Genomic DNA, 25,311 nt, shown 5'->3' on the forward strand with positions numbered 1-25,311 from the left:
CCCGGGGACGGCGATCGGCCGTTCGCTCGTCCCTAGGCTCGAATCCCGGGCCCGGCCGCAGCGTCGGCTCCGAGCGGCTATATGGAGCCGCGTCCCGGCGCCTGGCGTGGAGAGGAACAAGGACGATGAAGCAAGCTGTGCTGGAGGGCGGCGGCACCGCCGAGCGGGGCTTCTTCCCCGCTCTGGGCCGCTGGGTCGCGCACCACCCGTGGCGGGTCATCGCGGCGTGGGTGGTGGCCGCGGTGGCGGTCGTCGGCTTCGCGCCGAAACTGGCCACCACCACCGACGAGGCCAGCTTCCTGCCCAGCCACTACGAGTCGGTCCAGGCGCTGAACCTGCAGGAATCGGCGTTCCCGCAGGCCGCCGCCCCGGCCGCGATGATCGTGCTGGAGCGCGCCGACGGCGCCCCGCTCACCGCCGCGGACTCGGCTGCGGTGAGCGCGCTGTCCGCCAAGCTCCAGGCCGCGCACATCCCGGACGTCACCGCGCTCCAGGTCGGCCAGCCCGCGCCGAACAAGACGCTGCAGACCATCGGCGTGCAGATGCCCACCGACAACGACCCGCAGCTCAAGGCGCAGACCGACGCCGTGAAGGCGCTGCGCACGCAGGTGCAGTCCGACCTTTCCGGCACCGGCCTGAAGGGCGGCATCACCGGCACCGCCGCGCAGACCCTGGACTCCCAGTCCTCCGGCAACAAGGCCGAGGCGCTGATCGGCGTGGCGACCATCGGCCTGATCCTGGTCCTGCTGCTGATCATCTTCCGCAGCCCGGTGGTCGCGCTGCTGCCGATCATCACCATCGGCGTGGTCTCGCAGATCGCCGACGGCCTGATCGCCTGGGCCAGCAAGGCCTTCGACCTGAAGACCGACAGCTCGGTCACCTCGATGCTGATCGTGGTGCTGTTCGGCGTCGGCACCGACTACATCCTGTTCTTCATGTTCCGCTACCGGGAACGCCTGCGTGCCGGGGACACTCCGAAGGAAGCCGTGGCCGGCGCCGTCACCCGGGCCGGCGAGGCGATCGTCTCGGCGGGCGGCGCGGTGATCGTCTCCTTCATGGCCCTCACCCTGTCCACCCTCGGCCTGTTCCGCTCCCTGGGCCCGGCCCTGGCCATCGCCGTCGCGGTCACCCTGGTCGCCGGGCTGACCCTGATCCCGTCGGTGGTCTCACTGCTGGGCACCCGCGTGTTCTGGCCGTCCAAGGCCTGGCGCGTCGAGCCGCGCGGCGCGCGCTTCGCGGCGATCGGCCGCGGCATGGGACGCCACCCCGCCCGCTTCGCCGCGGTCTCCGGCGTCCTCATGGCCGCCCTGGCGATCGCCGCCTTCAGCTTCCGCCCGACCTTCGACCTGTCCAGCGGCTCCACCGCCAAGAGCTCGGAGTCCACGGTCTGGCAGAAGAACCTGCAGGATGCCTCCTCGGCCGGCGCCACCATGCCCAGCCAGGTGATGCTGCGGTCCACCAGCGGAGCGAAGCTCACCGAGGACGAGTTGGCCTCCTACGGCGGGACCCTGGCCAAGATCCCGGGCGTGGCCCAGGTGTCCACGCCGTACCCGAACGGCACCGGCACCGTGGCGCTGTACTCGGTGACCCTGGACCACGACCCGTCCTCCTCGGCCGCGATCGCCACGGTCAAGGGCCCCCTGCGCACCACCGCGCACCAGGCCGCCCCGGCCGGCACCACGGCCCTGGTCGGCGGCACCACAGCGGTCTTCGTGGACATCAACAAGGCGGTGAACCACGACTACGCGGTGGTCTTCCCGGTTGCCGCGATCATCATCACCCTGATTCTCGGCCTGGTCCTGCGCGCGGTGGTGGCGCCGCTGTACCTGATGGCCTCGGTGGGCCTGGGCTTCGGCGCCACCCTCGGCGCCACGGTGCTGCTGTTCCAGAACTCCGGCGGCAACAACGGCCTGATCTTCATGCTCCCGGTGATCATGTACATGTTCGTGGTGGCCCTCGGCACGGACTACAACATCCTGATGATCACCCGCCTGCGCGAAGAAGCCCGCGCCGGCCGCGACCCCCGGGCGGCGGCCGCCGAAGCGGTGCGCCACGCCGGCCCGACCATCGGCGCGGCCGGCCTGATCCTGGCCGGCTCGTTCGCCTCGCTGATGCTGGCCGGCCAGTCGACCCTGACCCAGATGGGCTTCGCGATCTCGGCGGGCATCGCGATCGCCGCGTTCGTGATGTCGATGTTCTTCACCCCGGCCATCACCGCCCTGGTCGGCCACGCCGCCTGGTGGCCCGGCCGCGCCGACGCGGCCCGCACCCCGGCGACGCGCGGCGAAGCCGGGGAGCCGGAGTACGGAGCGGCGGGGGCTTCGTCGCGGCGGTAGAACTCGCCGCCCTCGCAAGCGAATCGCCGTCTGCGCGCCATCTTCGAACACTGCTACTATCGAGCATAGGTTGACGGCACACACCCCCCGAGTGCTGGATCAGCCGATGTGGAGAGTCCCGTGGCGGCTGTGTACCGCCACGGGACTCGTTCCTTCCGGCCCGCCGAAAACTGTCGCCGGTAGTAGACGCGACGACGGTCGCAGAGCCCTGGCTTTGTTCTGGGTGCCGGCATTCGGGCTGTTCGGGACCGTCCACCGTTTCTCCTGAGCCGGCGCCCCGGCTGCCCGGCTCACGCCGACTGCGCCGACTACCCCGACTACCCCGACTCCCGCCGCACCACCGCCGGATCGAACAGGATCCGCTGCGCCCCGCGCGGCACCGTCCCGTCCAGCCGGCCCAGCAGCAGCCGCCCGATCGCCTCGCCCTGCTCCCGCGGGCGGATCGACACCGTGGTCAGCGGCGGCGTGGTCAGCGCGGCGATCTCGATGTCGTCGAAGCCCATCACGGCCACGTCCCGCGGCACCCGCGCCCCGTGCGCCTTCGCGCCGTCCAGCGCGCCGAGGGCGACCACGTCGTTCGTGCACAGCACCGCGTCCGGCGCCTGCGGCAGCGCCAGCAGCCGCCGCATCGCCCGGGCGCCGCCGTCGCGGCTGATCTGCTCACGCACCACCAGCGACGGCGTGAACGCCATGCCCGCCTCGCGCAGCGCGCGCCGGTAGCCCTGGACCCGGTTGGCGGGGGCGCCGACGCGCTCGGCGCCGGTGATGAAGGCGATGCGGGTGTAGCCGCGCCCGAGGAGGTACTCGGCGGCCATCGCGCCGCCGGCCACGTCGTCGGAGCTGACCACGTCGATGCCGGGGCGTGCGGTGCGCCCGCCCAGCAGGACCACCGGGATGCCGGCCTCGGCCGCGGCGGCGACCCGGCGGTGGTCGGTCTGGTAGCCGGCGAAGGCCAGGCCGTCGACGCGGCGGGTGATCATCTGCTGGACCGCCGCGTCCTCGGCCGCCGGGTCGGCGTCGGTGCTGGTGACCAGGACCTGCGAGCCCGCCGGGCCCAGGACGTCCTGCAGCCCGCGCGCGATCTGCGGGTAGAACGGGTTCGTGATGTCCGGGATCACCAGCGCCACGGTGTCGGTGCGCTGCAGGCGCAGGCCGCGGGCCAGCCGGTTGGGCTCGTAGCCGAGCTCTGCGATCACCGTCCGGACCTTCGCCGTGGTCGCCGCCGACACCGGCCGCTGACCGGACAGCACGTGCGAGACCGTCGTGATGCTGACCCCCGCCCGGGCGGCGACGTCGGTGATGCCGACGTGCCGCCGGCGGCCCTGCTGCGCCACTGGGCTCTCCGCTCTCTTCCTCGTCTATTCCTCGTTGACACCTTCGCAGACCTCGTGCGACGCTACCGGCGCCACGATACAAAACGTTTTGCATCGCTTCAAGCCCGGGGAGAGGCCAGTGACCGACCCGAACCGCCTGCTCGACGCCTCCGGCGCCCTCCCGCAGGCCCAGCCCCCGTGGCCGGCCCGCGATGCCCTGCGCATCACCGGCGTCCGCGCCATCGTCACCGCGCCGGAGGGCCAGCCGCTGGTGGTGGTGCGCGTCGACACCTCCGAGGACGGCCTGTACGGCCTGGGCTGCGCCACCTTCACCCAGCGCTACGCCGCGGTGGCCGCCGCCGTCGACGAGCACGTCGGACCGCTGGCCGTGGGCCGGCACCCGGCCGACATCGAGGACATCACCCGCCTGATCCACTACTCCGCCTACTGGCGCAACGGACCGGTGCTCAACAACGCCCTGTCCGGCCTGGACCAGGCACTGTGGGACATCGCCGGCAAGCGCGCCGGCATGCCGGTGTACGAACTGCTCGGCGGACGCAGCCGCGCGGCCGTCGAGGTCTACTCGCACGCCGCCGGCGGCAGCATCCAGGACACCCTCGACGAGGCCGAGCAGCTGCTGTCCGAGGGCTACCGCAACATGCGCCTCCAGGTCGGCGGCCCGGGCCTGGGCACCTACGGAGCGCCGGGCACCCCCGGCGGCTACCCGCGGTCGCCGCATCCGGACGGCTGGGCCGTCGAGCAGTACCTGCGCGACGCCCCGCGGCTGTTCGCCGCCGCCCGCGACCGGCTCGGCGACGGCGTGAACCTGATGCACGACGTCCACAGCCGCCTCACCCCCAAGCAGGCCGTGGTCCTGGCCCGCGCCCTGGAGCCCTACCGGCTGTCGTTCCTGGAGGACGTCATCGCCCCCGAGCTCTACGACCGCCTGCCCGAGGTCCGTGCCGCCTCCCCGGTCCCGATCGCGGTGGGCGAACAGCTCGGCTCGGTACCCGACGCGGTCCGGATGGTCCGCGACGGCGGCGTCGACCTGCTGCGCCTGCACACCTCCGCGGTCGGCGGCCTCACCCCGACCCGCAAGATCGTCGCCCTGTGCGAACTGCTCGGCGTGCGCACCGCCTTCCACTCCCCGGCCGACGTCTCCCCGGTCGGCGTCGCGGCGAACCTCGCCGTGGATATCAGCACCCCGGCCTTCGGCTACCAGGAGTCGCACACCTACAACGACGCCACCCACGAGGTCTTCCCGGGCACGCCGGTCGTGCGCGAGGGGCACCTGTACCCGTCGGAGGCGCCGGGGTGGGGCGTCGAGATCGACGAGCGTGCGGCCGCGAAGTTCCCGCCGGTGAAGTTCCTGCACGAGCGGTGGTCGGCCGGTGTGCGGCGGCCTGACGGCGGGCTGGAGGCTCCGTGAGCGTCGAGGTACCTGCGCCAGCTCCTCAGCGGGTCCTGGTGACAGGTGCCGCGGGCCTGGTCGGCCGGGTCGTCACCCGCGCCTTCGCCGACCACGGTGTGGCAGTGACCGCCCTGGTCTTGTCGGACCCCGGCGACCTGGCGGAGCTCGGCGCCGACCGGGTCGCGGTCGGCGACGCGGCCGACCCGGCCCTGGTCCGGCACGCCCTGGCCGACGTGGACGCGGTCATGCACCTGGCCGCCCTGCCCACCCCCAACCACGGCACCGCGCTGGAGGTGTTCGGCGGCAACACCCGCGCCACGTTCACCGTCCTGGAGGAGGCCGGCAACCTGGGCGTACGGCGCGCGGCGATCGCCAGCAGCCTGTCGATCCTCGGCCTGCCCTGGGCCCGCCGCACGCTGCACCCGATGTACGTACCCGTCGACGAGGACGCGCCACTGCAGATCGAGGACCCGTACGGCCTGTCCAAGCAGGTGGACGAGGCCACCGCGGCGATGATGGCCCGCCGCCACGGCATGGACGTGGTCGCCCTGCGCTTCCCCTTCATCAGCGACGCCGAACGCGCCGCCTACCGACTCCCGCTGCTCACCGACGACCCGGCGATCGGCGCGGCCGAGCTGTGGACGTATCTGGACGTGCGCGACGCGGCGGAGGCGGCGTGGCTGGCGCTGACTGTGCCGTTGCAGGGGTTCCACAAGGTGTTCGTAGCGGCGCCGGAAACCCTCGCGCCGTATCCGACTGCTGATCTGCTCGCGGAGTACCACCCCGACGCCGAGGTGCGCGCGCCGATGCCCGGGCGCGCCGCGCCGTTGGACCTGAGCGCGGCGAAGCGGCTGCTGGGGTTCGAGGCGCAGCACCTGGTCGCTGTCGAGCCGGAGCCGGAGCCGGAGCCGGAGCCGGAGCCGGAGCCGGAGCCTGAGTCCGAGTCCGAGCCCCGCCCCGAGCCCCGCTGAGGCGCGCGTAGCGAGTTGCCGGTCTGCGGCTGCTTCCTAGACTGGCCCCATGGCGCGGCTCAACGACGAAGTCGGCGCGCTGCTGCGCGAGTACGCCGACCTCATCCTGCTCAACGGCGGCAACGCTTTCCGAGCACGTTCCTACGAGAAGGCGGCGCGCTCGGTCGGGGGCTATCCGGGGGACCTCGCCCACCTGGACGAGGCAGGCCTGCGGGAGATCCCCGGCGTCGGCGACTCGACCGCCGACAAGATCAGCGAGTACCTGGCCACCGGCCGCATCGAGGCGCTGGAGGCCCTGCGCGCCAAGATCCCGCCCGGGGTCCGCGAGATCACGAACATCCCCGGCGTGGGACCGAAGACGGCTGTGCTGCTGTACCGCAAGCTCGGCATCAAGTCCGTCGACGAGCTGCGCGAGGCCGCCGACGCGGGCAAGCTCAAGGGGCTGCCCGGGCTCGGGGCGAAGACCGTCGAGAACATCCGGCAGGGCATCGACCAGCTGAGCCAGACCTCCGGCCGTACCCTGCTCAACACGGCCCTGGACCTGGCCGAGGACCTGGTCGCCGAGCTCGCCGGCGTCCCCGGCTGCAAGAAGTGCGACTACGCCGGCTCCCTGCGCCGGATGCGCGAGACGGTCGGTGACATCGACATCCTCGCCACCGCGACCGACTCCGCGCCGTTGATGGCGGCGCTCCTGGCACGCCCGGAAGTCGCGCAGGTGATCGGCAGCGGTACCACCAAGACCTCCATCCGGACGGATAAAGGCCTCCAGGTGGATCTCCGGGTCGTCCCACCTGCCGACTGGGGCGCCGCCCTGATCTATTTCACCGGATCGCGGGCGCACAACATCAAGCTGCGGGGACGTGCGGTGAAGGAGGGCCTGAAGCTCTCCGAGTACGGGCTCTTCGACGTGGAATCCGGCAAGAAGCTGGCCTCACGCACCGAGAAAGAGGTCTACAAGGCCCTGGACCTGCCCTGGATCCCGCCGACGCTGCGCGAGGACCGCGGCGAGATCGAGGCCGCCGCCACCGGCGACCTCCCCGATCTGGTCCAGCTCAAGGACCTCCGCGGCGACCTGCACACCCACACCAACCTCACCGACGGCCTGGCTCCTCTGGAACAGATGCTCGAAACCGCCGCGAACCTCGGCTACGCGTACTACGCCGTCACCGATCACGCGCCCGACCTGGTGATGCAGCGCATGACCGACGAAAAGATGCTCACCCAGCGCACCCAAGCCCGCGACCTGGACCGTACGTACAACGGCATGCGCATCCTCCACGGCACCGAACTCAACATCGACGCCAAGGGCGACGTCGACTGGCCCGCCGAGTTCTTGGCCGGCTTCGACCTGTGCGTGGCCTCGATCCATTCATCGTTCGGCCTGGACCGGGCCGCCCAGACCAAGCGCCTGATCCGAGCCTGCGAGAACCCGTACGTGAACATCATCGGCCATCCCACAACACGCCTCCTGGACCGCCGCCAACCCATCGACGTCGACTTGGACGCCGTCTTCGAGGTGGCTGCCCGTACTGGCACGGCGATGGAGATCAATGCTTCACCGCAGCGCTTGGATTTGAACGACGAGCAGGTCATGGCGGCCAAGCGCCACGGAGTGAAGTTCGCGATCAACAGCGACGCGCACTCGACGCTGGCGCTGGGGAACCAGCGGTTTGGCATCGCCACTGCGCAGCGGGGGTGGCTGACGAAGGATGATGTGATCAACACGTGGAGTTTGACGCGGCTGCGGGGGTTCTTGCGGAAGGCGGCGGCCGGCGGTTCGCGTGTTCACGATCGCGCGCCGGGCTGAGTCGCTGCGCGTGCGTCCGAGTCACTGCGGCTTGTGGTCGCCGTGTTCCGGGTCCCCCGAACAAAGTCCCCTCTATGGGATGCGGGATCCACCTGTCACACCGTGCTCGCCCACTGCCGACCGGCTCCCGTCCCACCCGCCGCCGCCCGCTCCGTCCCCCTCAACCCCCCACCGCCGCCGCCAAGTCGGCGATGATCTCGCTCGCCGCCACCGCCTCGATCCCGCCCAGCGGCAGTGCCTCGCTGCGGGCACCGCGCCGGCCGTGGCTGTCGGTGGGGCTGAGCCAGATGTCGGTGATGGTCTGCTGCGGGGTGTCGGCGAGGCGTCCTTCGCGGTAGCCGGGGCTGACGCGCACGATCAGGATCCGGTGTCCCGGCAGGCGGCGGCCGGTCGCGACCGTGCTGCCGGAGTCCCACAGGGCCGCGCCGCCCCAGCCGGGGGTGCGGTGCAGGGCCAGGAAGCGGTCGGTCGGGAGCCGGGTGTCGCAGAAGCGGTCCAGGCGGGTCGCCTCGCACTCGGACGGGGTCAGGGCGAAGGTGGGGCGGCCCACCTGCGGGAAGGGTTGGATGATCTCGTAGTCGTGGCAGATCTCGGCCCAGTGGCTGAGTTCGGCGGCCAGATGGACCGGGTGCACCACGCCGATCGTGCCGGTGCCGTCGTGGTGGTCCGGGCTCAGGGTGTGGCGTTCGTCGGCGACGTTGGCGAAGGTGCCGTCCTCGGCGATGCGGAAGGCCGCGTTCAGGGCTCCGTCGGTGTCGAATTCGCCCCAGACGATGCGCCGTCCCAGCAGGCGCAGCAGCGGGTGCTCGACGAACGCCGACCGGAACTCGCCTGCCGACCAGCGGCGGCCGGTCACCATCGCCTGCTCCAGGCGGGCGGCCTGGCGGACGGCGAACGTCTTCGCGTCCTTCTTCAGTGCGGTGAAGCGCCGCTGTGCCTCGGCTGCGAGTGCGGCGTCGTCCTTGGCGGACGGCTTCGGCAGCGTGGCGCGGCGTTTGCCGGTCTCGGCGCTGATGTACGGCGCCAGGTATTCGTCGAACGCGACGGTGAAGTGGCGGGCCCCGTAGTCCAGGGTGAGTGTGCCGTCCGGGCCGGCGCCCAGGTTCAGGACCAGTCGGTCCTCCAACTGGTCCGCGCTCAGCCCTCGTGCTGTGGCGGCCTTCGCCACACGCCGGGAGGCTTCGGCGCGCAGGGCGGTGAACGACGAGCGCTGCGATATGTCGTAGACCTCGCGCAGCCCCGCCTCGCCGCCCACGGCGATGAGCACGTCCAGCCCCGCCGCCGCGCGGGCCGAGCCGCCCTCGCCGGGCCAGGCGCGCACCAGCGGGGCGAGGCGCTGCGCGGTCTCCTCGTCGCCGAACCACAGCAGCGTGTCGAAGGCCCAGCCCAGCTTCTTGGTCGGATACCCCGCGCCGGCCCAGTTCTCGAACAGGCCCCAGGCGAACTCCGCCAGTGACGCGGTGTCGCAGGCCTCTTGCACGATCTCGATCCCGCCGTACGGGCCGACGTCCCGGTGCGAGGAGATGGTCAGCATCTGGACCACGAACCGCACCGCCGACGTCGGTAACGCCGCCTTGCGACCGGCCAGCAGAATCCTCGGCAGCGACGCCGGGTCGGCCCACAGGGGCACCGTCGGCATGGACTTGGGGAAGGTGTCCAGGCCGCGGCGGTCCAGCACCGCCTGCGTCGCGGCCGCCGCCTCCGGGCCGGTCTCGCCGGCGAGTGCCACGACGTCCGCCAAGCCCTCGCGGGCCACGAACCGCACCACGGCCTCGGCCGTCCGGCGCTCGGGGCCGGCCGTGCCGAGGGCGCAGACCAGCAGTTGGCGCACCGCCTCCTCGGGGTATCGCCGGAAGAAGACGTCGGCGGCCTCCGAGTACGGCGCGTACTCCGAGTGCAGCCACTCTGCCATGGTCTGCACAATCTTGCTCTGGTTCCCCGCCTCGGCCGGGGAAGGAGCCGGCTCGGGGATGGCGGCCGGGCCGGAAGTCTCCTGGGACGGCCAGCGGAAGAAGGGGGCCGGGGCCGGCAGGTTCTTCAGCGCGATCGGTTTGCCCGCCTTGCGATCCGTCCACGGTGGGACCACCAGGACGTGCGGCAGGTCGGCCGCTGCGGCGATGGGGATCGAGTCCTCGCTGCCCGTGGCGCTGTCGGATCCCAGCAGGCTGCGTACACGCTGCCGTGCTACCTCCGAGAGTCGCGGCAACTCCTCGCGCGCCACCTGGGGTCCGGCCGCGACATGCAGCCGCAGTACGTAGTCCACCTGCGTCGCCGGCTCGGCTTCGGCCAGCAGACGCAGCACCCGTCGGGGGAAGCGCTTGGCGGCCTCGAGCAGTGCCGCCTGTGCGTCCTTCGGGCCCAGCTCGCCGATCAGGGTATTGACAGCCAGGTCGCTCGGCAGCTTCGGCAGCAGGTTGAGCGCGTGCCAGCGATCGTGGGCCAGGCAGCCGATGAGGAACTCGTCGGCGCCGGCGTCGATCGCGGCCAGGAAGGTGCCCTCGGCGCGGCGGTCGTCGTTGACCCAGTTCCAGTCGCGGATCCGCCGGCCCAGCTCGCGGGCCTGGTCCCGGGTCGTGGAGGCGACCATCAGGAGCCTGGCGACGTAGTTGTCGAAGTCGCTGTCCGCGGTGTAGGCGGCGATGTCCGCCGTGCACCACTGCGGCCGCTCCAGTGCGAGCACCGCCATCGCGGCGCGGGACGCCGGGACCGGGTACTCGTCGCGCATCTTCTCCGCCACCGCGATGGCCTCGGCGTACTCCTCGTCGGTGGCCGAGCGGACCAGATCGAGCAGCCGCAGCATCAAGGGCCAGCGGCGGTCGGACAGATGGCTGTCGTAGAAGCTCTTGCGGCCCCAGTTGTGGCTGGCGAAGTTCTTGTCCTCGGCGCTGGTCGCGGCGAACGAGCGCACCGCCGCGGCCGGACCGTCCGCCGCGACGATGCGATCGATGCTGCGCCACGTCGCAAAGCCCTGAGGATCCACGGAGCCGGCCTTCGAGAACGGCTCGATGCCGGCCCGGTCGCAACGGTTCCGCCGGATGACTCCGTGCTGGAACTTGCGGGGCAGTTCGAACCGGTCTTCGGGATCCACGCTCATGCCCCGAGCCTAACGAGTGCGGCGCCGCTCAGCCGGTGGCGCAAGCCTGACTGTTGAGGCTGAACGAGGACGGCGCGGCCGTGTTCCCGGTGTGGGTGGCCTGGAAGCCGAAGCTGACTGAGGACCCTGGTGCGATCGCCCCGTTGTAGCTCATGTTCGTGGCGTTCACCGCGCCGGAGGACGGGCTTGTCGTCGCGTTCCAGCCGTTGGTGATGATCTGCCCCGGTGCCAGGGTGAATGCCAGGTTCCAGCCGTTGACCGCCGCCGATCCGGTGTTGGTGATGGTGATGTTCTCCGTCAGGCCGGTGTTCCAGGCGTCCACGGCGTCGCTCACCTTGCAGGCGGCGCCGCCGCCCGGCGACGGACTCGAGGACGTCGGCGAGGTCGGCGAGGTGGGTGAGGTCGGCGTGGACGAACTTGAGGTCACGCTCCCGCCCAGCGCACTGACCGCCGCGTTGTAGGCCGGCTTCGGCTGGTAGTTCTGGTCGTACATCGTCGCGGCGCCGTAGCCGGAGAAGGTGCCGGGGATCCAGGAGTCCGCATCGCCCACGCCCCACTGCGACACCCCGACGCACCGCGTGACCGCCAGGCAGTCCGACACGACCGTCGAGTAGTCGCTCGCCTGCTGCGCCAGGTTGGCGCTGGAGGCCGGCAGCTGGATCCGGTCGTCGAGCTCTGTCACCGCCACGTCCAGCCCGAGCGCGGCGAACCTGGCCATGTTCGCCTGCATCGTGGAGGGGACCTGGCCCAGGATGAAGTGGCTCTCCAGGCCGACCCCGTTGATCGGCACGCCTTGGGACAGCAGCGACTGTACCAACGAGTACATCGCGTTGCTCTTGGCGTTCTCGCCCTCGATGTTGTAGTCGTTCAGGTAGAGCTTGGCGTTCGGGTCGGCGGCGTGGGCCGTGCGCAGCGCGTCGGCGATGTACCCGGTGCCCATGGCGTTGTAGAAGGCGTCCTGGCGCAGCGTGCCGTCGTCGTTGAAGGGTTCGTTGACCACGTCCCAGGAGTAGACCTCGCCCTTGTAGTGCGTGGCCTCGGTGGCGATGTGGGTCTCCATCGCCGCCTGCACCTGGTTGCTCGGCAGGCTGGACACCCACGAGGGCAGCTGGCTGTGCCAGACGAGGTTGTGACCGCGTACTCGCATCGAGTGTGCCTGCGCGAAGGCGACCAGCGCGTCACCGGGGCCGAAGTTGAACGTTCCGTTCGAGGGCTCGGTGGTGTCCCACTTCATCTCGTTGCCGGGAGTCATCATGTCGAACTGCGACGTGGCGACCCCGACCAGCGTGGAGTTGTTCAGGTTCGACTGGACCAGCGCGGTGCCGAAGTACTTGCTCTTGGCTTCGGCCAGCTGCTTCAGCGAGGTGTCCGCGGACGCCGGTCTCACCAGGGCCAGGCTGCCGGCCAGTGCGGCACTGGCGACGACCGCCAGCGCGGCGGCCAGTCTGCGGTTGTACGTGCGGCTTTTGTGCGTGCGGTGGTGGTACGTGAGGCGGTTGTGCATGGGGCGTGCTCCTTCCAATCAATTCCTGGACAACGCCTGGTGATGGGGGAGTCCTCAGGTCCGGGACGAGGCTCGAACGGGTCAGAGTCTGCGTCCGCCGTTACGGGGTGTCAATCGTTATCGATATCGTTTTCGAGGGTTCGCTATCCTGGGCCGCGTGCAGACCGACCCGATCCCCTCGCGCGTGACCATCCGCGATGTCGCCCGGCATGCCGGCGTCTCGGTCGCGACGGTCTCCAAGGTCATCAACGACCGCTACGGCGTGTCCGCGGACACCACGGCCCGTGTCAAGGCCGTTATAGACGAGCTCGGATACGAGGCGAGCCTGGTGGCGCAGAGCCTGCGCAACCACCAGACCAACGTCATCGGGATCCTGGTGGCCGACCTTGAACCTTTCAGCGCCGAGTTGCTCAAAGGGGCCGGCGACGCGATCCGCGGATCGGGGTTCGAGCTCGTCGTCTACTCGGCCGGCGGCCGGGCCCGGGACCAGGTGGGCTGGGAGCGCCGCTACCTGTCGCGGCTGTCCGGCACGCTCGTGGACGGCGCCGTCCTGGTCACCCCGACCGTGGTGGACCTGCAGTACGGCGCCCCGGTCGTTGCTGTCGATCCGCACGCCGGCCCGGGCGGGCGCCCCACTGTCGACTCGGACAACCTGCGCGGCGCGCACGCCGCGGCCGAGCACCTGCTGGGCCTGGGCCACCGCCGGATCGCGATGATGACCGGCCGGCCCGACCTGCTCTCGGCGCAGCTGCGCGAGCAGGGCTTCCGGCAGGCGATGGCCGCCGCGGGCGTCCCGGTCGAGGAGGACCTGGTCCGGCTCGGCTCCTACGACCCGGACACCGCCGCCGAGCAGGCGGCCCGGTTGCTGGCCGGCCCCGACCGGCCGACCGCGGTGTTCGCCGCCAACGACCTGTCGGCGATCGCCACGATTGAGGTGGCGACGCGGATGGGGCTGCGGGTGCCGCAGGACCTGTCGGTGGTCGGATTCGACGACATCCCCGAGGCCACGCGCTGCACCCCGATGCTCACCACGGTCGAGCAGCCGATCCGGGAGATGGGGCGGCGCGCGGTGGAGCTGCTGATCGGTCTGATTCGCGGGGAATCCACACCGGAGGGCACCCACATCATGCTCCCGACCCGGCTGGTGGTCAGGGCTTCGACGGCGGAGCTTCGACGGTAGGGCGCGACCCGGCATCGCGCGCCTCGATTTGATAACCCTTTTAATAACGGTTTCGCTAAGGGGTTTACGAAGGGGAAACGTCTGCGTAATCTCAAGCCTCACCGAGCCCCGGCGGCCCGGTGAGAACGCCCTTGAGAATCGCTAGGAGCTTACCGAGATGCGACCCCGCCTGTCCGGCGACCTGCGCCGTGCCAACCGCGTGGAAGTGATGCGGAGCTTTTACGGCGGCCGGACGCTGACCCGAGGCGACGTCGCCGCACAGCTCGGCGTGTCGGTCGCGACGGCCGGGACGATCATCGGCGAGCTGACCGCGGCCGGGCTGCTGGAGGAGACGCAGAGCACGCGCTCCGGCGGCGGACGTCCGGCCAGCCAGCTGAAGATGCGGGCCTCGGCTCCGTACCTGGTCGGCGTGGACCTCGCCGAGACCTATGTGATCGCCGAGATCTTCGACCAGGCGATGACGCGGGTCGGGCACTTCCAGACGCCGGTCGCGCCGACCGACAACGACCCCGACTCCGTGGTCGGACACGTCGTGGACTCCGTCCAGGGCGTCATCGCCGCCCTGGACGGAGTCAGCGCCGCCGACGTCGCCGGGGTCGGCGTCAGCCTGCCCGGCCAGGTGGACCGCGAGGGCGGCGTCTCCGTCCACGCCCCCAACTGGGGCTGGCACGGCGTCCCGTTCACCTCCCTGTTCCAGAAGCGCTGCGATCTGCCGGTGCTGCTGGACAACCCGCTGAAGGCGATAACGCTGGCCGAGATGATGTTCGGCGAGGCCGGGGACCACGACGACGCCGTGGTGGTGAACCTCGGCACCGGCGTCGGTCTCGGCGTGGTGGCCGAGGGCCGGCTGCTGCGCGGCCGTACTAACACGGCGGGGGAGTGGGGCCACACCGTACTGGTCGCCGACGGCCTGCCGTGCCACTGCGGCAGCCGCGGATGCGTCGAGGCCTACGTCGGCGCCGCCGCGCTGCTGGATCTCCTCACGGAGGTGGAACCGGACAGTCCGCTGCTGGTCCCCGGCGATCAGGCCGCGACCGTGGCCCGGCTGGCCGAGGCCGCCGGCCGCGCCGACCCGGTCGCCGTGGCCACGCTGGAGCGCTTCGCGCGGCCGCTGGGCATGGCGCTGGCCAACGCCGTCAACATGCTCAACCCCGAACTGCTGGTCGTCGGCGGCTGGGTCAGCGCCGCCTTCGGCGAGCCGCTGCTGGCGGCGGTCGAGCCGGTGGTGAAGCAGTACTCGCTGGCCGTCCCCTACGACGCGGTCACCCTGGCCGCCTCGCGCATCGCCGACAACCCGGTGTCCCTGGGCATGGCGGTGCTGGCCTTCGAGACGTTCGTCCTGCCGTAGCACGTCCCCGTACTACCTCCGGTACTACCTCCAGCAGTACACAGCGAAGCAAGGAGCGAAGACAGACCATGGCGTCCCCACCCCTGGACCTCGCCCGCCCGGGCCCGCGCCGACCCGCGCGGCGCCGGCGGTCCCTGGTCGGCTGGCGGTTCGTCAGCCCCTTCATGGCCTTGTTCGCGCTGGTCTTCCTAGCCCCGATCGGCTACTCGATCTACCTGAGCCTGTACAAGACCAAGCTGATCGGCGGAACGCAGTACGTCGGCCTGCAGAACTACAGCGACGCCCTGCACGACTCCCAGTTCTGGACCTCGTTCGCCCGCGTCGCGCTGTTCCTGGTCGTCCAGGTGCCGATCATGCTCGGGCTGGCGCTGCTGCTGGCCCTGGCCATCGACAGCGGCCGGCTGTACGGGGCGGCGTTCTTCCGGATATCGGTCTTCCTGCCCTACGCCGTCCCCGCCGTGGTCGCCACGCTCATGTGGAGCTTCATGTACGGCACCCAGTTCGGCCTGGTCCGCGACATCGACAAGCACTTCGGCGTCACGCTGCCCGACCCGCTGTCCCCGCACCTGATCCTGGCGTCCATCGGCAACATCGTGACCTGGGAGTGGGTCGGCTACAACATGCTGATCCTGTACTCGGCGCTGCGGGTGGTGAACCCCTCGTTGTACGAAGCGGCGGCGATCGAGGGCGCCGGCCAGTTCCGGATCATCTGGTCGATCAAGCTCCCGGCCCTGCGCCCGGCGCTGGTCATCGCCACCATCTTCTCGATCATCGGCAGCTTCCAGCTGTTCAACGAGCCCAGCATCCTCAAGCACCTGGCGCCGAACGCCATCACCACGTTCTACACCCCGAACTACTACGCGTACTCGCTGTCCTTCGACGGCCAGCAGTTCAACTACTCCGCGACCATCGCCATCGTCATGGGCGTGGCCACGATGATCGTCGCCTACGCCGTCCAGCTGCGCGGCATGCGAAAGGCGGTCTGAGCCGTGACCACAGAGCATTTGGAAACGGCACGCCCGGCTAAGTGGGGACGTCCCCACAACGCCCCGCCGCCGCTGCGGGCCAAGGCCCGGCGCGCGCCGCACCTGCGCCGCAAGAGCGTCACGCTGACGGTGCTGTGCGCGGTGATGGCCGCGTACACCCTGCTGCCGCTGGCCTGGCTGGCGATCAACGCGACCAAGACCCAGCAGAACCTGTTCAACTCCTTCGGGCTGTGGTTCAAGGGGTTCGGCTTCTTCTCCAACGTCGGCGACACGTTCAGCTACCAGCACGACATCTTCGGCCGCTGGCTGCTCAACACGCTGCTGTACGTCGTGGTCGGCGCCGGCGGGGCGACGCTGCTGGCCACGCTGGCCGGCTACGGCCTGGCCAAGTTCGACTTCGTGGGCAAGAAGGCGGTGTTCGCGGTGGTGATCGGCGCGGTCGCGGTGCCCGCGACGGCGCTGGCCGTCCCGACCTTCCTGATGTTCTCCAAGATGGGGATCACCGACACCCCGTGGGCGATCATCATTCCCTCGCTGATCTCGCCGTTCGGCCTGTACCTGATGTGGACGTTCAGCTCCGAGGCGGTGCCCCCGGAGATCATGGAGTCGGCGCGGATGGACGGCGCGGGGGAGTTCCGCACGTTCTTCTCCGTCAGCCTGCCGCTGCTGGCCCCCGGCATCGTGACGGTGCTGCTGTTCAACGTGGTCACGACCTGGAACAACTACTTCCTGCCGCTGATCATGCTGAAGAACCAGGACTGGTACCCCCTGACGCTGGGCCTGAGCACCTGGAACGACCAGGCCCACACCGCCGGCGGAGACGTGGTGTTCAACCTCGTCATCACCGGCTCGCTCATCACGATCATCCCGCTGATCGCGGCGTTCCTGCTGCTCCAGCGGTACTGGCAGTCGGGCCTGAGCGCCGGAAGCGTGAAAGGTTGACGGCGCCCCGGCCCGACCGCGGAACCCTCCGATTGATGAAGAGAAGGGAACAGCAATGACGATAACCCGTCGACGCGGCGTCCTGCTGGGCGCGACCGCGCTGGCCGTGGCGCTGGCCGCGACCGCCTGCGGATCCTCGTCCAGCAGCGGCGGCAGCGGCAAGACCTCGTCCGGCTCCTCGCAGCCCGCCACGGTCACCGACGCGGACCTGCAGGCGGCGCTGACCGCCGGCGGGAACCTGACGGTCTGGGCCTGGGAGCCGACCCTGAAGAAGGTCGTCGCCGACTTCCAGACCAAGTACCCGAACGTGCACATCAACCTGGTCAACGCCGGCACCGGCAACGACGAGTACAAGGCGCTGCAGAACGCGGTGCAGGCCGGCAAGGGCGTCCCGGACGTCGCGCACATCGAGTACTACGCCCTGCCGCAGTTCGAGCTGACCAAGTCGGTGGCGAACCTGGACCAGTTCGGCGCGGCCTCGCTGAACGGCACGTTCACCCCCGGGCCGTGGAACTCGGTCCAGGCCGACGGCGGCGTCTACGGCCTGCCGATGGACTCCGGCCCGATGGCCCTGTTCTACAACCAGACGGTCTTCGCCAAGTACGGCATCACCACGCCCCCGGCCACGTGGGACGAGTACATCGCCGACGCCAAGAAGATCCACACCGCCGACCCGACCGCCTACATCACGAACGACACCGGCGACGCGGGCTTCACCACCAGCATGATCTGGCAGGCCGGCGGAAAGCCCTACTCCGTCAGCGGAACCACGGTCGGTGTCAACTTCGGGACGGACGCCGGGACGCAGAAGTACGCGACCGCCTGGCAGCAGCTCATCGACGGCCACGACCTGGCCCCGATCAGCTCCTGGAGCGACGCCTGGTACCAGGGCATGGCCTCCGGCAAGATCGCCTCCCTGGTCATCGGCGCCTGGATGCCCGCCTCCCTGGAGTCCGGCGTGAAGTCCGGCTCGGGCCAGTGGCGCGTGGCGCCGCTGCCGCAGTGGAACGCCGGCGACAAGGTCACCTCCGAGAACGGCGGCAGCTCCCTGGCCGTCATGAAGGCCAGCACCAACCAGAAGCTGGCCTACGCGTTCCTGAAGTACGCGACCGTCGACGAGGGCGCGCAGTCCCGGGTCGACAACGGCGCCTTCCCGGCCACGGTGAAGCAGCTGAACTCGCCGGACTTCCTGAACAAGACCGACCCCTACTTCGGCGACGAGAAGATCAACCAGGTGCTCGCCCAGAGCGCGGCCGAGGTCGCCCCGGGCTGGTCCTACCTGCCCTTCCAGGTCTACGCCAACAGCGTCTTCAACGACACCGCCGGCAAGGCCTACATCGGCGGCTCGTCCCTGGCCGACGGCCTGAAGGCCTGGCAGGACGCCTCGACCAAGTACGCCAAGGACCAGGGCTTCACCGTCAAGTAGCGCCGGCGGCCCGACCCGCGGACCCGGGCCCTGTGCGGCCGTGCCCTCCCGGCCGGCCGCACAGGCAGCCCTGCCGCGAACCGACCCTGCCGTGGAAGAACCACAGGGAGCAACACGAACGTGGCAGTACTCGACATCACCGACGACGGCTTCGCCCTCGACGGTCGGCCCTTCCGGATCGTCTCCGGCGGCCTGCACTATTTCCGAGTCCACCCCGCGCAGTGGCCCGACCGGCTGCGCAAGGCCCGCCTGATGGGCCTGAACACCATCGACACCTACGTGCCGTGGAACCTGCACGAGCGGCACCCCGGTTCCCTGGACTTCGCCGGGATCCTGGACCTGGCCCGCTTCCTGGACCTCGCCGCCGCCGAGGGCCTGCACGTGCTGCTGCGTCCCGGGCCGTACATCTGCGGGGAGTGGGAGGGCGGCGGGCTGCCGTCGTGGCTGCTCGCCGACCCCGATCTGAAGCTGCGCAGCACCGACCCGGCGTTCCTGCAGGCAGTCGAACGGTACCTCGACGCGCTGATGCCGATCGTGCTACCACGGCTGGGGACCCGCGGCGGACCGATCATCGCCGTACAGGTGGAGAACGAGTACGGGGCCTACGGCTCGGACACCGCCTATATGGAACGGCTGTACGAGGCGCTGGCGTCGCGGGGCATCGACGTGCCCTTGTTCACCTCCGACCAACCCGGTGACCTGGCCGACGGCGCGCTACCCGGCGTCCTGGCCACCGCCAACTTCGGCGGCAAGGTGACCGCCTCGCTGGCCGCACTGCGGGCGCAGCAGCCGACCGGACCACTGATGTGCGCGGAGTTCTGGAACGGCTGGTTCGACCGCTGGGGCGGCATCCATGCACGACGCCCGGCCGAGGACGCCGGCGCCGCGCTGGACGAGCTGCTGCAGGCCGGCGCGTCGGTGAACTTCTACATGTTCCACGGCGGCACGAACTTCGGGTTCACGAACGGCGCCAACGACAAGGGCACCTACCGGGCCACGGTCACGTCCTACGACTACGACTCACCGCTGGACGAGGCCGGCGACCCGACCGAGAAGTACCGGCGGTTCCGGTCCATCATCGGCAAGTACGAGACGGTGCCGGACGAGGAGGTACCGGAGGCTTCCGCGAAGCTGGCCCCGGTCCCGGTGGAGCTGACCGGGCGCGCGCCGCTGTTCGACCCGGCCGCACTGGCCGTCCTCGGCCAGGCCCAGGACTCCGCGGCACCGTTGACGATGGAGCAGCTCGGGCAGGACTTCGGGTTCGTGCTCTACGAGACACAGCTCCCGGCGGCCGGACCGGCGAACCTGTTCTTCGAGCAGATCGGCGACCGCGCACAGGTGTTCGTCGACGGACAGCCGGTCGCCGTACTAGAACGGGAGCAGCACGAGCACGTGGCGGCGTTCACAGTGCCGCGCGCCGGCGCCGAGCTGCGGGTGCTGGTGGAGAACCAGGGTCGTGTGAACTACGGCCCGAAGCTTGCTGACCGCAAAGGCCTGATAGGCGCGGTCCACCTCAACGGCGTGCCGCTCACCGGCTGGAGCTCACGCCCGCTGACCCAGGACGACCTGTCGGGCCTGACCTTCATCGAGGGCGACGGCGCGGCCGTCGGCCCGTGCTACCACCGGGGCGAGTTCCCCGTCGACGAGCCCGCCGACACCTTCCTGCACCTGGACGGCTGGACGAAGGGCGTGGCCTGGGTCAACGGCTTCAACCTGGGCCGCTACTGGTCCCGCGGGCCGCAGGGCTCGCTGTACGTCCCGGGACCGGTGCTGCGCGCCGGGGCGAACGAGCTGGTGGTGCTCGAACTGCACGGCGCGCGCACGATGCGTGCCGAGCTGCGGCCGGTGCCGGACCTGGGGCCGACCGAGGAGTGAGGTCGGCACCGGAGTAAGGACGACAGGAGTAAGGCCGGCGGGGGAGCGAAGCCGGTGGGGGAGCGAAGCCGGTGGGGCCGCCGCTTGAGGGAGCGGCGGCCTTGCCATGTGCGGCGGCAGCTCGCTCGGCCGCAGATCCCACCGCAGCCCGAGCCCCGCCGCCATCGTGTCCCGGCCTCCTCACCCGGCCTTCAGTGCCGCCAACCGCTTCGCGACCTCGGCCTTGTCGGCCAGCCCCTCCAAGTCGTTGAACTGAGCGTCCAGGCTCGAGGCCGCCAGCTCCTGCCGCCCCTTCACCTTCGGGTGCGCAGCCGCTCGAACAGTGCCGTCACCTTTGCCACCCGCGCCTGTTGGGCGCCGGTGGCCTGGGACGCGGACGCCAGCGCGGTCGGCGCGTGCTCGACCAGGGCCCGCAGCCGGTCGAAGGCCTTGGCCTCGGCGTCCAGCCGGGCGTTGGCCCGGTCGCAGCGCTCGATGATCTCCGCGAGCATCCGGCGCTGTGTCGGTTCGTCCTCCGGGATGTCGTCGTCCAGCGCCTGCCGGATCCGGAACGCGGCCATCAGCTCGCCCTTGGCCTCGGCCAGCGAGTCGGCGAACGGGGCCGCCGCCTCGTCGCCGAACTCCGCACTCGCGAAACCGAGCTCCTCCCCGCTGGTGCGCACCGCGTCGTCGGTGGCGACCAGCGCGTGCTTGGCCGAGGCGTCCAGCTCCTTGATCGGCACCAGCCCCGCCGGTCCTCGGGACTGGGACGAGGACCGGGGACGCCGCGACCGCGAGTACGCATAGAAACCCACCGCGCCGATCGCACCCACAACCACCACGGACCCCGCGATCCACCCTGCGGCCTCCGACGAGGACGACGCCGCCGGGTCGGCGTGCCCCGGTGTGACATCGACGGTCGGCACCGGCAGCCCGGCCACCACCGCCCCGATGCCGTTCGCCGCGCCGATCGCCGCCCCGGCCCAGTCGTTCTGCCGCAGCGCGGGCTCGATCGCGGCGGAGGCGACCGTCGCGAGCTGCGCGGGGGTGACGCCGGAGTCGGTGTCGGTGGAGTACCCGTACTGGCGCGCGTGGGTGGCGATCGCGAGGAGGACGTCGTGCAGCCCCAGCCCGTTCTTCGTCGCGGTCTCGTTCGCCCAGTCACCCGGGGCTTTGCCGGAGAAGTCACGGACGTAGGCGACGAACAGCTGGATCCCGCGCTGCGCGTCGAGCTGGGTCAACGCCGCCGCGACCTCGTCGCGCCGGTTGCCCAGGGCGCCGACCGTGTCGGTGACCTGCCCGATCCGGTCCAGCTGGATCGGCGTGTCGGCGGGCAGCGCCGCCCGCGCCGTCTGCGGCACCCCCACGGTCCAACCGGCCGAGACCCCGAACAGCAGCAACACCAAGACCGCCGAGCGACAGACGAACACCCGCACCCGCGTCGCCCTCGCCATCGCCGATCTCTCCCGTGCTCGGACATGCCCGATGATCCGTTGATCGACCGTAGGCGGCGCCCGCGACGGCCCGCGACCGCGCCGAACCCGTTCGGAGCAAACCCGGCACGAACGGAGCAACCGAACTTGATCTCGGAAGAAGGCTGTTGCAAGCCTGAGCGCTCCGTCTATCGAGGGAAGGGCTCTTTACCCCATGGCCGATCTCCGTCCCCGTACTCGACGCGCCGCCGCCGTCGCCCTCGCGGCTACCGGCATCCTCGCCCCCGCCGCCTTCGCCTCGGCCGCGACCGTGACGCACAAGAGCACGAACAACAGCCGGCACCTGCCGGTCCAGAGCGACAACGGCTACGACGCCGCCTGCGGCCCGGCCGCCGACATCCAGGCCATGACCATGGCCCTGGGCATGGTCGGCCTCGGCAACGTCGCGCTGTACACCGGTCCCGGCCGCACCGGCACCGGCTGCGACGTGATCACCGGCAACGGCCTGCCGATCGGCACCGACTTCCAGGTCCGGGGCATGACCGCGGCCAACGTCGAGAACAACACCGACGAGCCGGTGGCCGTCTACTCCGACCAGTCGGACGACCTCGACGCCGTCGTGCCGGCCGGCACGGACAGCGACATCGCCCCGGTCGACGTGAACTTCGCCGCCTACCCGGAAGGCAGCCCCCCGCCGCCGGATGACAGGGGCCTGATTCCCGCCGCGGTCTTCAAGTTCCCCGGGTCCTGAGGCCGGGCGCTTGCCCGCCGGGCCGCTGACGGCTCAGCCCATGCGCGGGTTCAGCGGGTACTGATTCAGTGCGGAACTCGGCACTGAATCAGTACCCGGTCACTCTGCTCCGGACCCGGTGTTCAGCACCGGCTGCACATGCTGCTCGCTGCACAACACCACCAGCAGGTTCGACACCAGCTTCGCCTTGTGGTCGTCGTCCAACGCCACGCCGCCCCGCTCGCCGAGGTGGTCCAGCGCGGAGTCGATCATGCCGAGCGCGCCCTGCACGATCTTCGCCCGGGCCCCGACGACCGCGTCGGCCTGCTGCCGCCGCAGCATGTTCCCGGCGACCTCGGGGGCGTAGGCGATGCGGCGCAGCCGCACGTCGGTGACCACGATCCCGGCCGGGACGAGCCGTTCCCCCAACTCCGTGCGCAGCGCCTCGGCCACCGCCCCGGGGTCGCCGCTGAGCGAGAGCCGCTGCTGGCCGTGGCTGTCGTACGGGAAGCGGCTGGCCGTGTGGTGCAGCGCGGCCTGGGTCTGCAGGGCGACGAAGTCGTCGTAGTCCAGGACGTCGAACACCGCCTTGGCGGTGTCCTGGACCTGCCACACGACCATCGCCGACACCTCGACCGGGTTGCCGTCCATGTCGTTGACCTTCTGGTACTCGCTGTCGTTCGTCCGGATCTTCAGCGAGACCCGGTTCTTGTGCGCCAGCGGGTTGACCGCGTACCAGCCGGGCTTGCGCAGCGTCCCGGAGTATTTGCCCAGCCGGGTCAGCACGATCGCCTCGTTCGGCCGTACGACGACCGGCGAGCGGAACAGGAACAGTCCCAACGGCGGGAACACCAGACAGATCAAGGCCGGCAGGAACCCGAATATCCCCGGTGCATGCCACGCCCGCTTCTCCAACGACCCCATAGCACTTCCTCCCCATAGGTCGCGCAGGACACTGCGGTCCTGATCGAACCGCGCCACTATAGCCCCGCCGTCCGCGCCGGGGATCAGAGCCCGGATCACGAATCCCTAAAACGCTTCAGGAAAGCGGCACCTGATGCCCGCCTCTTGACACGCCTTCCAGGCAGGAGCATATTCACCTCACTGAATCGGTTTATCTACCGAGCGCCCCACCTGTCACCCTCACCCAGCAAGGGAGCTTGATCGACGATGCACGGATCCAGATCGAGGTGGAAGGTCCTGCTCACCGCCGGCGCGCTGACGCTGGCGTTCGCCGGCATGGCGGGCGTCGCGCAGGCGGCCCCGGCGACGGCGAAGGCCACGGCCAAGCCCGGGGCCACCAAGAGCGGCCCGATCTCCGTGGCGTACGTGGAGGTCAACAGCAACAGCATGCTGAACGTGGGCAAGTACAAGCTGGCCACCGGCGGTGCGAACGTCTTCGACATAGCCGTCATCTTCGCCGCCAACATCAACTACGACGGCACCAACGCCTACCTGTACTTCAACCCGCAGGTGCAAAGCGTCCTGGACAACGCCGCGACCCAGATCCGGCCGCTGCAGGCCAAGGGCATCAAGGTCGAGCTGTCGATCCTGGGCAACCACCAGGGCGCCGGCTTCGCCAACTTCCCGTCGCGGTCGGCCGCTGCGGCCTTCGCCAAGCAGCTGTCCAACGCGGTCGCCAAGTACGGCCTGGACGGCATCGACTTCGACGACGAGTACGCCGACTACGGCACCAACGGCACCGGCCAGCCCAACGCCAGCTCGTTCGTGTACCTGGTCCAGGCGCTGCGCGCCGACATGCCGAACAAGCTGATCACGATGTACGACATCGGCCCGGCGGCCTCCAGCCTGAGCTACAACGGTACCGACGTCGGCCCGCTGTTCAACTACGCGTGGAACCCGTACTACGACTCGTGGAGCGTCCCGGACGTCAACCTGCCGAAGAGCCACCTGTCCCCGGCGGCCATCGACGTCACCTCGACCCCGTCCAGTGACGCGGCCAGCCTGGCCCAGCAGACCGTGAACGGCGGATACGGCGTCTTCATGACGTACAACCTGGGTGCCACCGACATCCACACGTACATCTCGAGCTTCACCAAGGTCCTGTACGGCAGCAAGGCTGTGTACACCGGCTGAGAAGGCCGGCGTAGCAGAACCCTCATCTCGCGGCGCGGGCTCCCAGGCGGGAGAGCCCGCGCCGCGGCTTTTTCACGAGCCGCCGTCCTGCCGGACTTCTTGCTCGTCCTCCTGCCTGTCCTGCTGCGCGCCCTCCTGCTCGTCCTCCTGGTGTTGCTCCCCGGGCAACAGGTGCCGCAGATCGGCCAGATTCAGCGCCGGCCCGCTCAGCGGCGGCGCCGACGGGTCGGCCCGCAGGCCCGCGATGAGCAGGTCGGCGTGCCGGTGGGCCAGAGCCTGCTGGGCCTGGGCGGTGAACGGCCCCGGAAGCCGCTGCGAGAAGCGCACGACGAGCAGGCCGATGTCGGCGAACGCCGCGTCCTCGCGCAGCCGGCCGGCCTTGCGCGCGGTCTCCATCATCGCCTCGATGAGGCGCGCCGAGGTCGTGCGTGCTTCTTTGATGTGGGGTTCGTCCATATCGATCGCGCCCATCAAGGCCGGGATCACCGCGGAGGTCCGCAGGTCGATGACGGCGTGGATGTAGGCCGCCAGGACGTCCAGCGGGTCCTCGTTCTCCCGCTGCGCCTGGTGCACCGCCTCGATTGTCGAGGTCAGCGCGTGCAGCACTACGGCGTGCATCAAAGTGCTGCGATCGGCGAAGTGCCGGTAGAGCGTGGCGATGCCGACGTCGGCACGCCGGGCGATCTCCTCCAGCGACGCCTCCGGGCCGCGTTCCACGAACACGTCCCGGGCCTCGGTCATCAGCCGCTCTCGATTGCGGCGGGCGTCGGCTCGCATGCGGTGTCCCTTCCGGCCGTTCCGGTCGAGGCCAAGCCTACCAGTAGACGGAGGGGACCCCTTCGCTTAGTATCGGAGGGAACCCCTTCGTTTATCCGGAGG

18 protein-coding genes are annotated in these 25,311 nt (G+C 70.4%); 12 read left to right on the top strand and 6 right to left on the bottom strand.

What is annotated here, in order from left to right; all coding sequences use genetic code 11:
- Positions 1-125: 125 nt before the first annotated feature.
- Complete coding sequence (locus ABH926_RS18570) at positions 126-2,336, top strand: MMPL family transporter (RefSeq protein WP_370366908.1); 2,211 nt, start codon at positions 126-128, stop codon at positions 2,334-2,336.
- 317 nt (positions 2,337-2,653) lie between these two features.
- Here the strand turns inward: ABH926_RS18570 and ABH926_RS18575 are convergent, their stop codons facing one another.
- Positions 2,654-3,670 carry a LacI family DNA-binding transcriptional regulator gene (locus ABH926_RS18575; protein WP_370366909.1) on the bottom strand — a complete coding sequence of 339 codons (1,017 nt, stop codon included), beginning with the start codon at positions 3,668-3,670 and terminating at the stop codon, positions 2,654-2,656.
- Positions 3,671-3,788: 118 nt separating this feature from the next.
- On the opposite strand from ABH926_RS18575, the gene ABH926_RS18580 reads away from it, so the two are divergent.
- The 3 genes from ABH926_RS18580 to polX are packed head-to-tail and all read left to right on the top strand — an operon-like array spanning position 3,789 to position 7,838.
- A complete protein-coding gene (locus ABH926_RS18580) occupies positions 3,789-5,078 on the top strand; it encodes an enolase C-terminal domain-like protein (RefSeq protein WP_370366910.1) in 1,290 nt (429 codons plus the stop codon).
- Positions 5,075-6,031, top strand: coding sequence for an NAD-dependent epimerase/dehydratase family protein (locus ABH926_RS18585; RefSeq protein ID WP_370366911.1), 957 nt, complete (start codon positions 5,075-5,077; stop codon positions 6,029-6,031). The genes ABH926_RS18580 and ABH926_RS18585 overlap by 4 nt, the downstream gene beginning before the upstream one ends.
- A 49-nt stretch (positions 6,032-6,080) precedes the next feature.
- The gene (gene polX, locus ABH926_RS18590; RefSeq protein WP_370366912.1) at positions 6,081-7,838 is read left to right on the top strand and encodes a DNA polymerase/3'-5' exonuclease PolX; all 1,758 of its coding nucleotides are present in this window, start codon (positions 6,081-6,083) and stop codon (positions 7,836-7,838) included.
- 160 nt (positions 7,839-7,998) lie between these two features.
- Here polX and ABH926_RS18595 read toward each other — a convergent pair whose 3' ends face one another.
- Entirely contained in the window at positions 7,999-10,932 is a 2,934-nt protein-coding gene (locus tag ABH926_RS18595) for a DUF4132 domain-containing protein (protein ID WP_370366913.1), read from the bottom strand.
- 28 nt (positions 10,933-10,960) lie between these two features.
- The gene (locus ABH926_RS18600; RefSeq protein WP_370366914.1) at positions 10,961-12,436 is read right to left on the bottom strand and encodes an endo-1,4-beta-xylanase; all 1,476 of its coding nucleotides are present in this window, start codon (positions 12,434-12,436) and stop codon (positions 10,961-10,963) included.
- Between the two features lie 157 nt (positions 12,437-12,593).
- Here ABH926_RS18600 and ABH926_RS18605 point away from each other — a divergent pair, with 157 nt between their 5' ends.
- From ABH926_RS18605 to ABH926_RS18630, 6 genes are all read left to right on the top strand, one after another.
- Positions 12,594-13,616, top strand: coding sequence for a LacI family DNA-binding transcriptional regulator (locus tag ABH926_RS18605; RefSeq protein ID WP_370366915.1), 1,023 nt, complete (start codon positions 12,594-12,596; stop codon positions 13,614-13,616).
- Positions 13,617-13,773: 157 nt separating this feature from the next.
- The gene (locus tag ABH926_RS18610; protein WP_370366916.1) at positions 13,774-14,964 is read left to right on the top strand and encodes an ROK family protein; all 1,191 of its coding nucleotides are present in this window, start codon (positions 13,774-13,776) and stop codon (positions 14,962-14,964) included.
- Between the two features lie 68 nt (positions 14,965-15,032).
- On the top strand, positions 15,033-15,950 hold the full coding sequence (locus ABH926_RS18615) for a carbohydrate ABC transporter permease (protein WP_370366917.1): 918 nt from the start codon (positions 15,033-15,035) through the stop codon (positions 15,948-15,950).
- A 3-nt stretch (positions 15,951-15,953) separates the two neighbouring features.
- Positions 15,954-16,892 carry a carbohydrate ABC transporter permease gene (locus ABH926_RS18620; protein ID WP_370366918.1) on the top strand — a complete coding sequence of 313 codons (939 nt, stop codon included), beginning with the start codon at positions 15,954-15,956 and terminating at the stop codon, positions 16,890-16,892.
- Between the two features lie 55 nt (positions 16,893-16,947).
- Positions 16,948-18,318, top strand: a complete 1,371-nt coding sequence (locus ABH926_RS18625) for a sugar ABC transporter substrate-binding protein (RefSeq protein WP_370366919.1) — start codon at positions 16,948-16,950, stop codon at positions 18,316-18,318.
- A 120-nt stretch (positions 18,319-18,438) separates the two neighbouring features.
- Positions 18,439-20,193, top strand: coding sequence for a beta-galactosidase family protein (locus tag ABH926_RS18630; protein ID WP_370366920.1), 1,755 nt, complete (start codon positions 18,439-18,441; stop codon positions 20,191-20,193).
- Between the two features lie 293 nt (positions 20,194-20,486).
- Here ABH926_RS18630 and ABH926_RS18635 read toward each other — a convergent pair whose 3' ends face one another.
- Entirely contained in the window at positions 20,487-21,626 is a 1,140-nt protein-coding gene (locus ABH926_RS18635; protein WP_370366921.1) for a TPM domain-containing protein, read from the bottom strand.
- A gap of 193 nt (positions 21,627-21,819) precedes the next feature.
- On the opposite strand from ABH926_RS18635, the gene ABH926_RS18640 reads away from it, so the two are divergent.
- Positions 21,820-22,356 carry a hypothetical protein gene (locus ABH926_RS18640; RefSeq protein ID WP_370366922.1) on the top strand — a complete coding sequence of 179 codons (537 nt, stop codon included), beginning with the start codon at positions 21,820-21,822 and terminating at the stop codon, positions 22,354-22,356.
- A gap of 99 nt (positions 22,357-22,455) precedes the next feature.
- On the opposite strand, the gene ABH926_RS18645 is transcribed toward ABH926_RS18640, so the two are convergent.
- Positions 22,456-23,259, bottom strand: a complete 804-nt coding sequence (locus tag ABH926_RS18645) for an SPFH domain-containing protein (RefSeq protein ID WP_370366923.1) — start codon at positions 23,257-23,259, stop codon at positions 22,456-22,458.
- 246 nt (positions 23,260-23,505) lie between these two features.
- Between ABH926_RS18645 and ABH926_RS18650 the strand changes: the two genes are divergently transcribed.
- On the top strand, positions 23,506-24,432 hold the full coding sequence (locus ABH926_RS18650; protein WP_370366924.1) for an endo-beta-N-acetylglucosaminidase H: 927 nt from the start codon (positions 23,506-23,508) through the stop codon (positions 24,430-24,432).
- Between the two features lie 72 nt (positions 24,433-24,504).
- Here ABH926_RS18650 and ABH926_RS18655 read toward each other — a convergent pair whose 3' ends face one another.
- On the bottom strand, positions 24,505-25,209 hold the full coding sequence (locus tag ABH926_RS18655) for a TetR/AcrR family transcriptional regulator (protein WP_370366925.1): 705 nt from the start codon (positions 25,207-25,209) through the stop codon (positions 24,505-24,507).
- Positions 25,210-25,311 lie beyond the last annotated feature (102 nt).

The organism is Catenulispora sp. GP43 (assembly GCF_041260665.1).
Classification (GTDB): Bacteria; Actinomycetota; Actinomycetes; order Streptomycetales; family Catenulisporaceae; genus Catenulispora.

What these genes read in the sequence shown, in the direction of transcription:
- ABH926_RS18570 (WP_370366908.1), top strand. Translation starts at nt 126, where the DNA reads ATGAAGCAAGCTGTGCTGGAGGGCGGCGGCACCGCCGAGCGGGGCTTC.
- polX (WP_370366912.1), top strand. Translation starts at nt 6,081, where the DNA reads ATGGCGCGGCTCAACGACGAAGTCGGCGCGCTGCTGCGCGAGTACGCC.
- ABH926_RS18595 (WP_370366913.1), bottom strand. Translation starts at nt 10,932, where the DNA reads ATGAGCGTGGATCCCGAAGACCGGTTCGAACTGCCCCGCAAGTTCCAG.
- ABH926_RS18600 (WP_370366914.1), bottom strand. Translation starts at nt 12,436, where the DNA reads ATGCACAACCGCCTCACGTACCACCACCGCACGCACAAAAGCCGCACG.
- ABH926_RS18610 (WP_370366916.1), top strand. Translation starts at nt 13,774, where the DNA reads ATGCGACCCCGCCTGTCCGGCGACCTGCGCCGTGCCAACCGCGTGGAA.
- ABH926_RS18615 (WP_370366917.1), top strand. Translation starts at nt 15,033, where the DNA reads ATGGCGTCCCCACCCCTGGACCTCGCCCGCCCGGGCCCGCGCCGACCC.
- ABH926_RS18625 (WP_370366919.1), top strand. Translation starts at nt 16,948, where the DNA reads ATGACGATAACCCGTCGACGCGGCGTCCTGCTGGGCGCGACCGCGCTG.
- ABH926_RS18635 (WP_370366921.1), bottom strand. Translation starts at nt 21,626, where the DNA reads ATGGCGAGGGCGACGCGGGTGCGGGTGTTCGTCTGTCGCTCGGCGGTC.
- ABH926_RS18640 (WP_370366922.1), top strand. Translation starts at nt 21,820, where the DNA reads ATGGCCGATCTCCGTCCCCGTACTCGACGCGCCGCCGCCGTCGCCCTC.
- ABH926_RS18645 (WP_370366923.1), bottom strand. Translation starts at nt 23,259, where the DNA reads ATGGGGTCGTTGGAGAAGCGGGCGTGGCATGCACCGGGGATATTCGGG.
- ABH926_RS18650 (WP_370366924.1), top strand. Translation starts at nt 23,506, where the DNA reads ATGCACGGATCCAGATCGAGGTGGAAGGTCCTGCTCACCGCCGGCGCG.
- ABH926_RS18655 (WP_370366925.1), bottom strand. Translation starts at nt 25,209, where the DNA reads ATGCGAGCCGACGCCCGCCGCAATCGAGAGCGGCTGATGACCGAGGCC.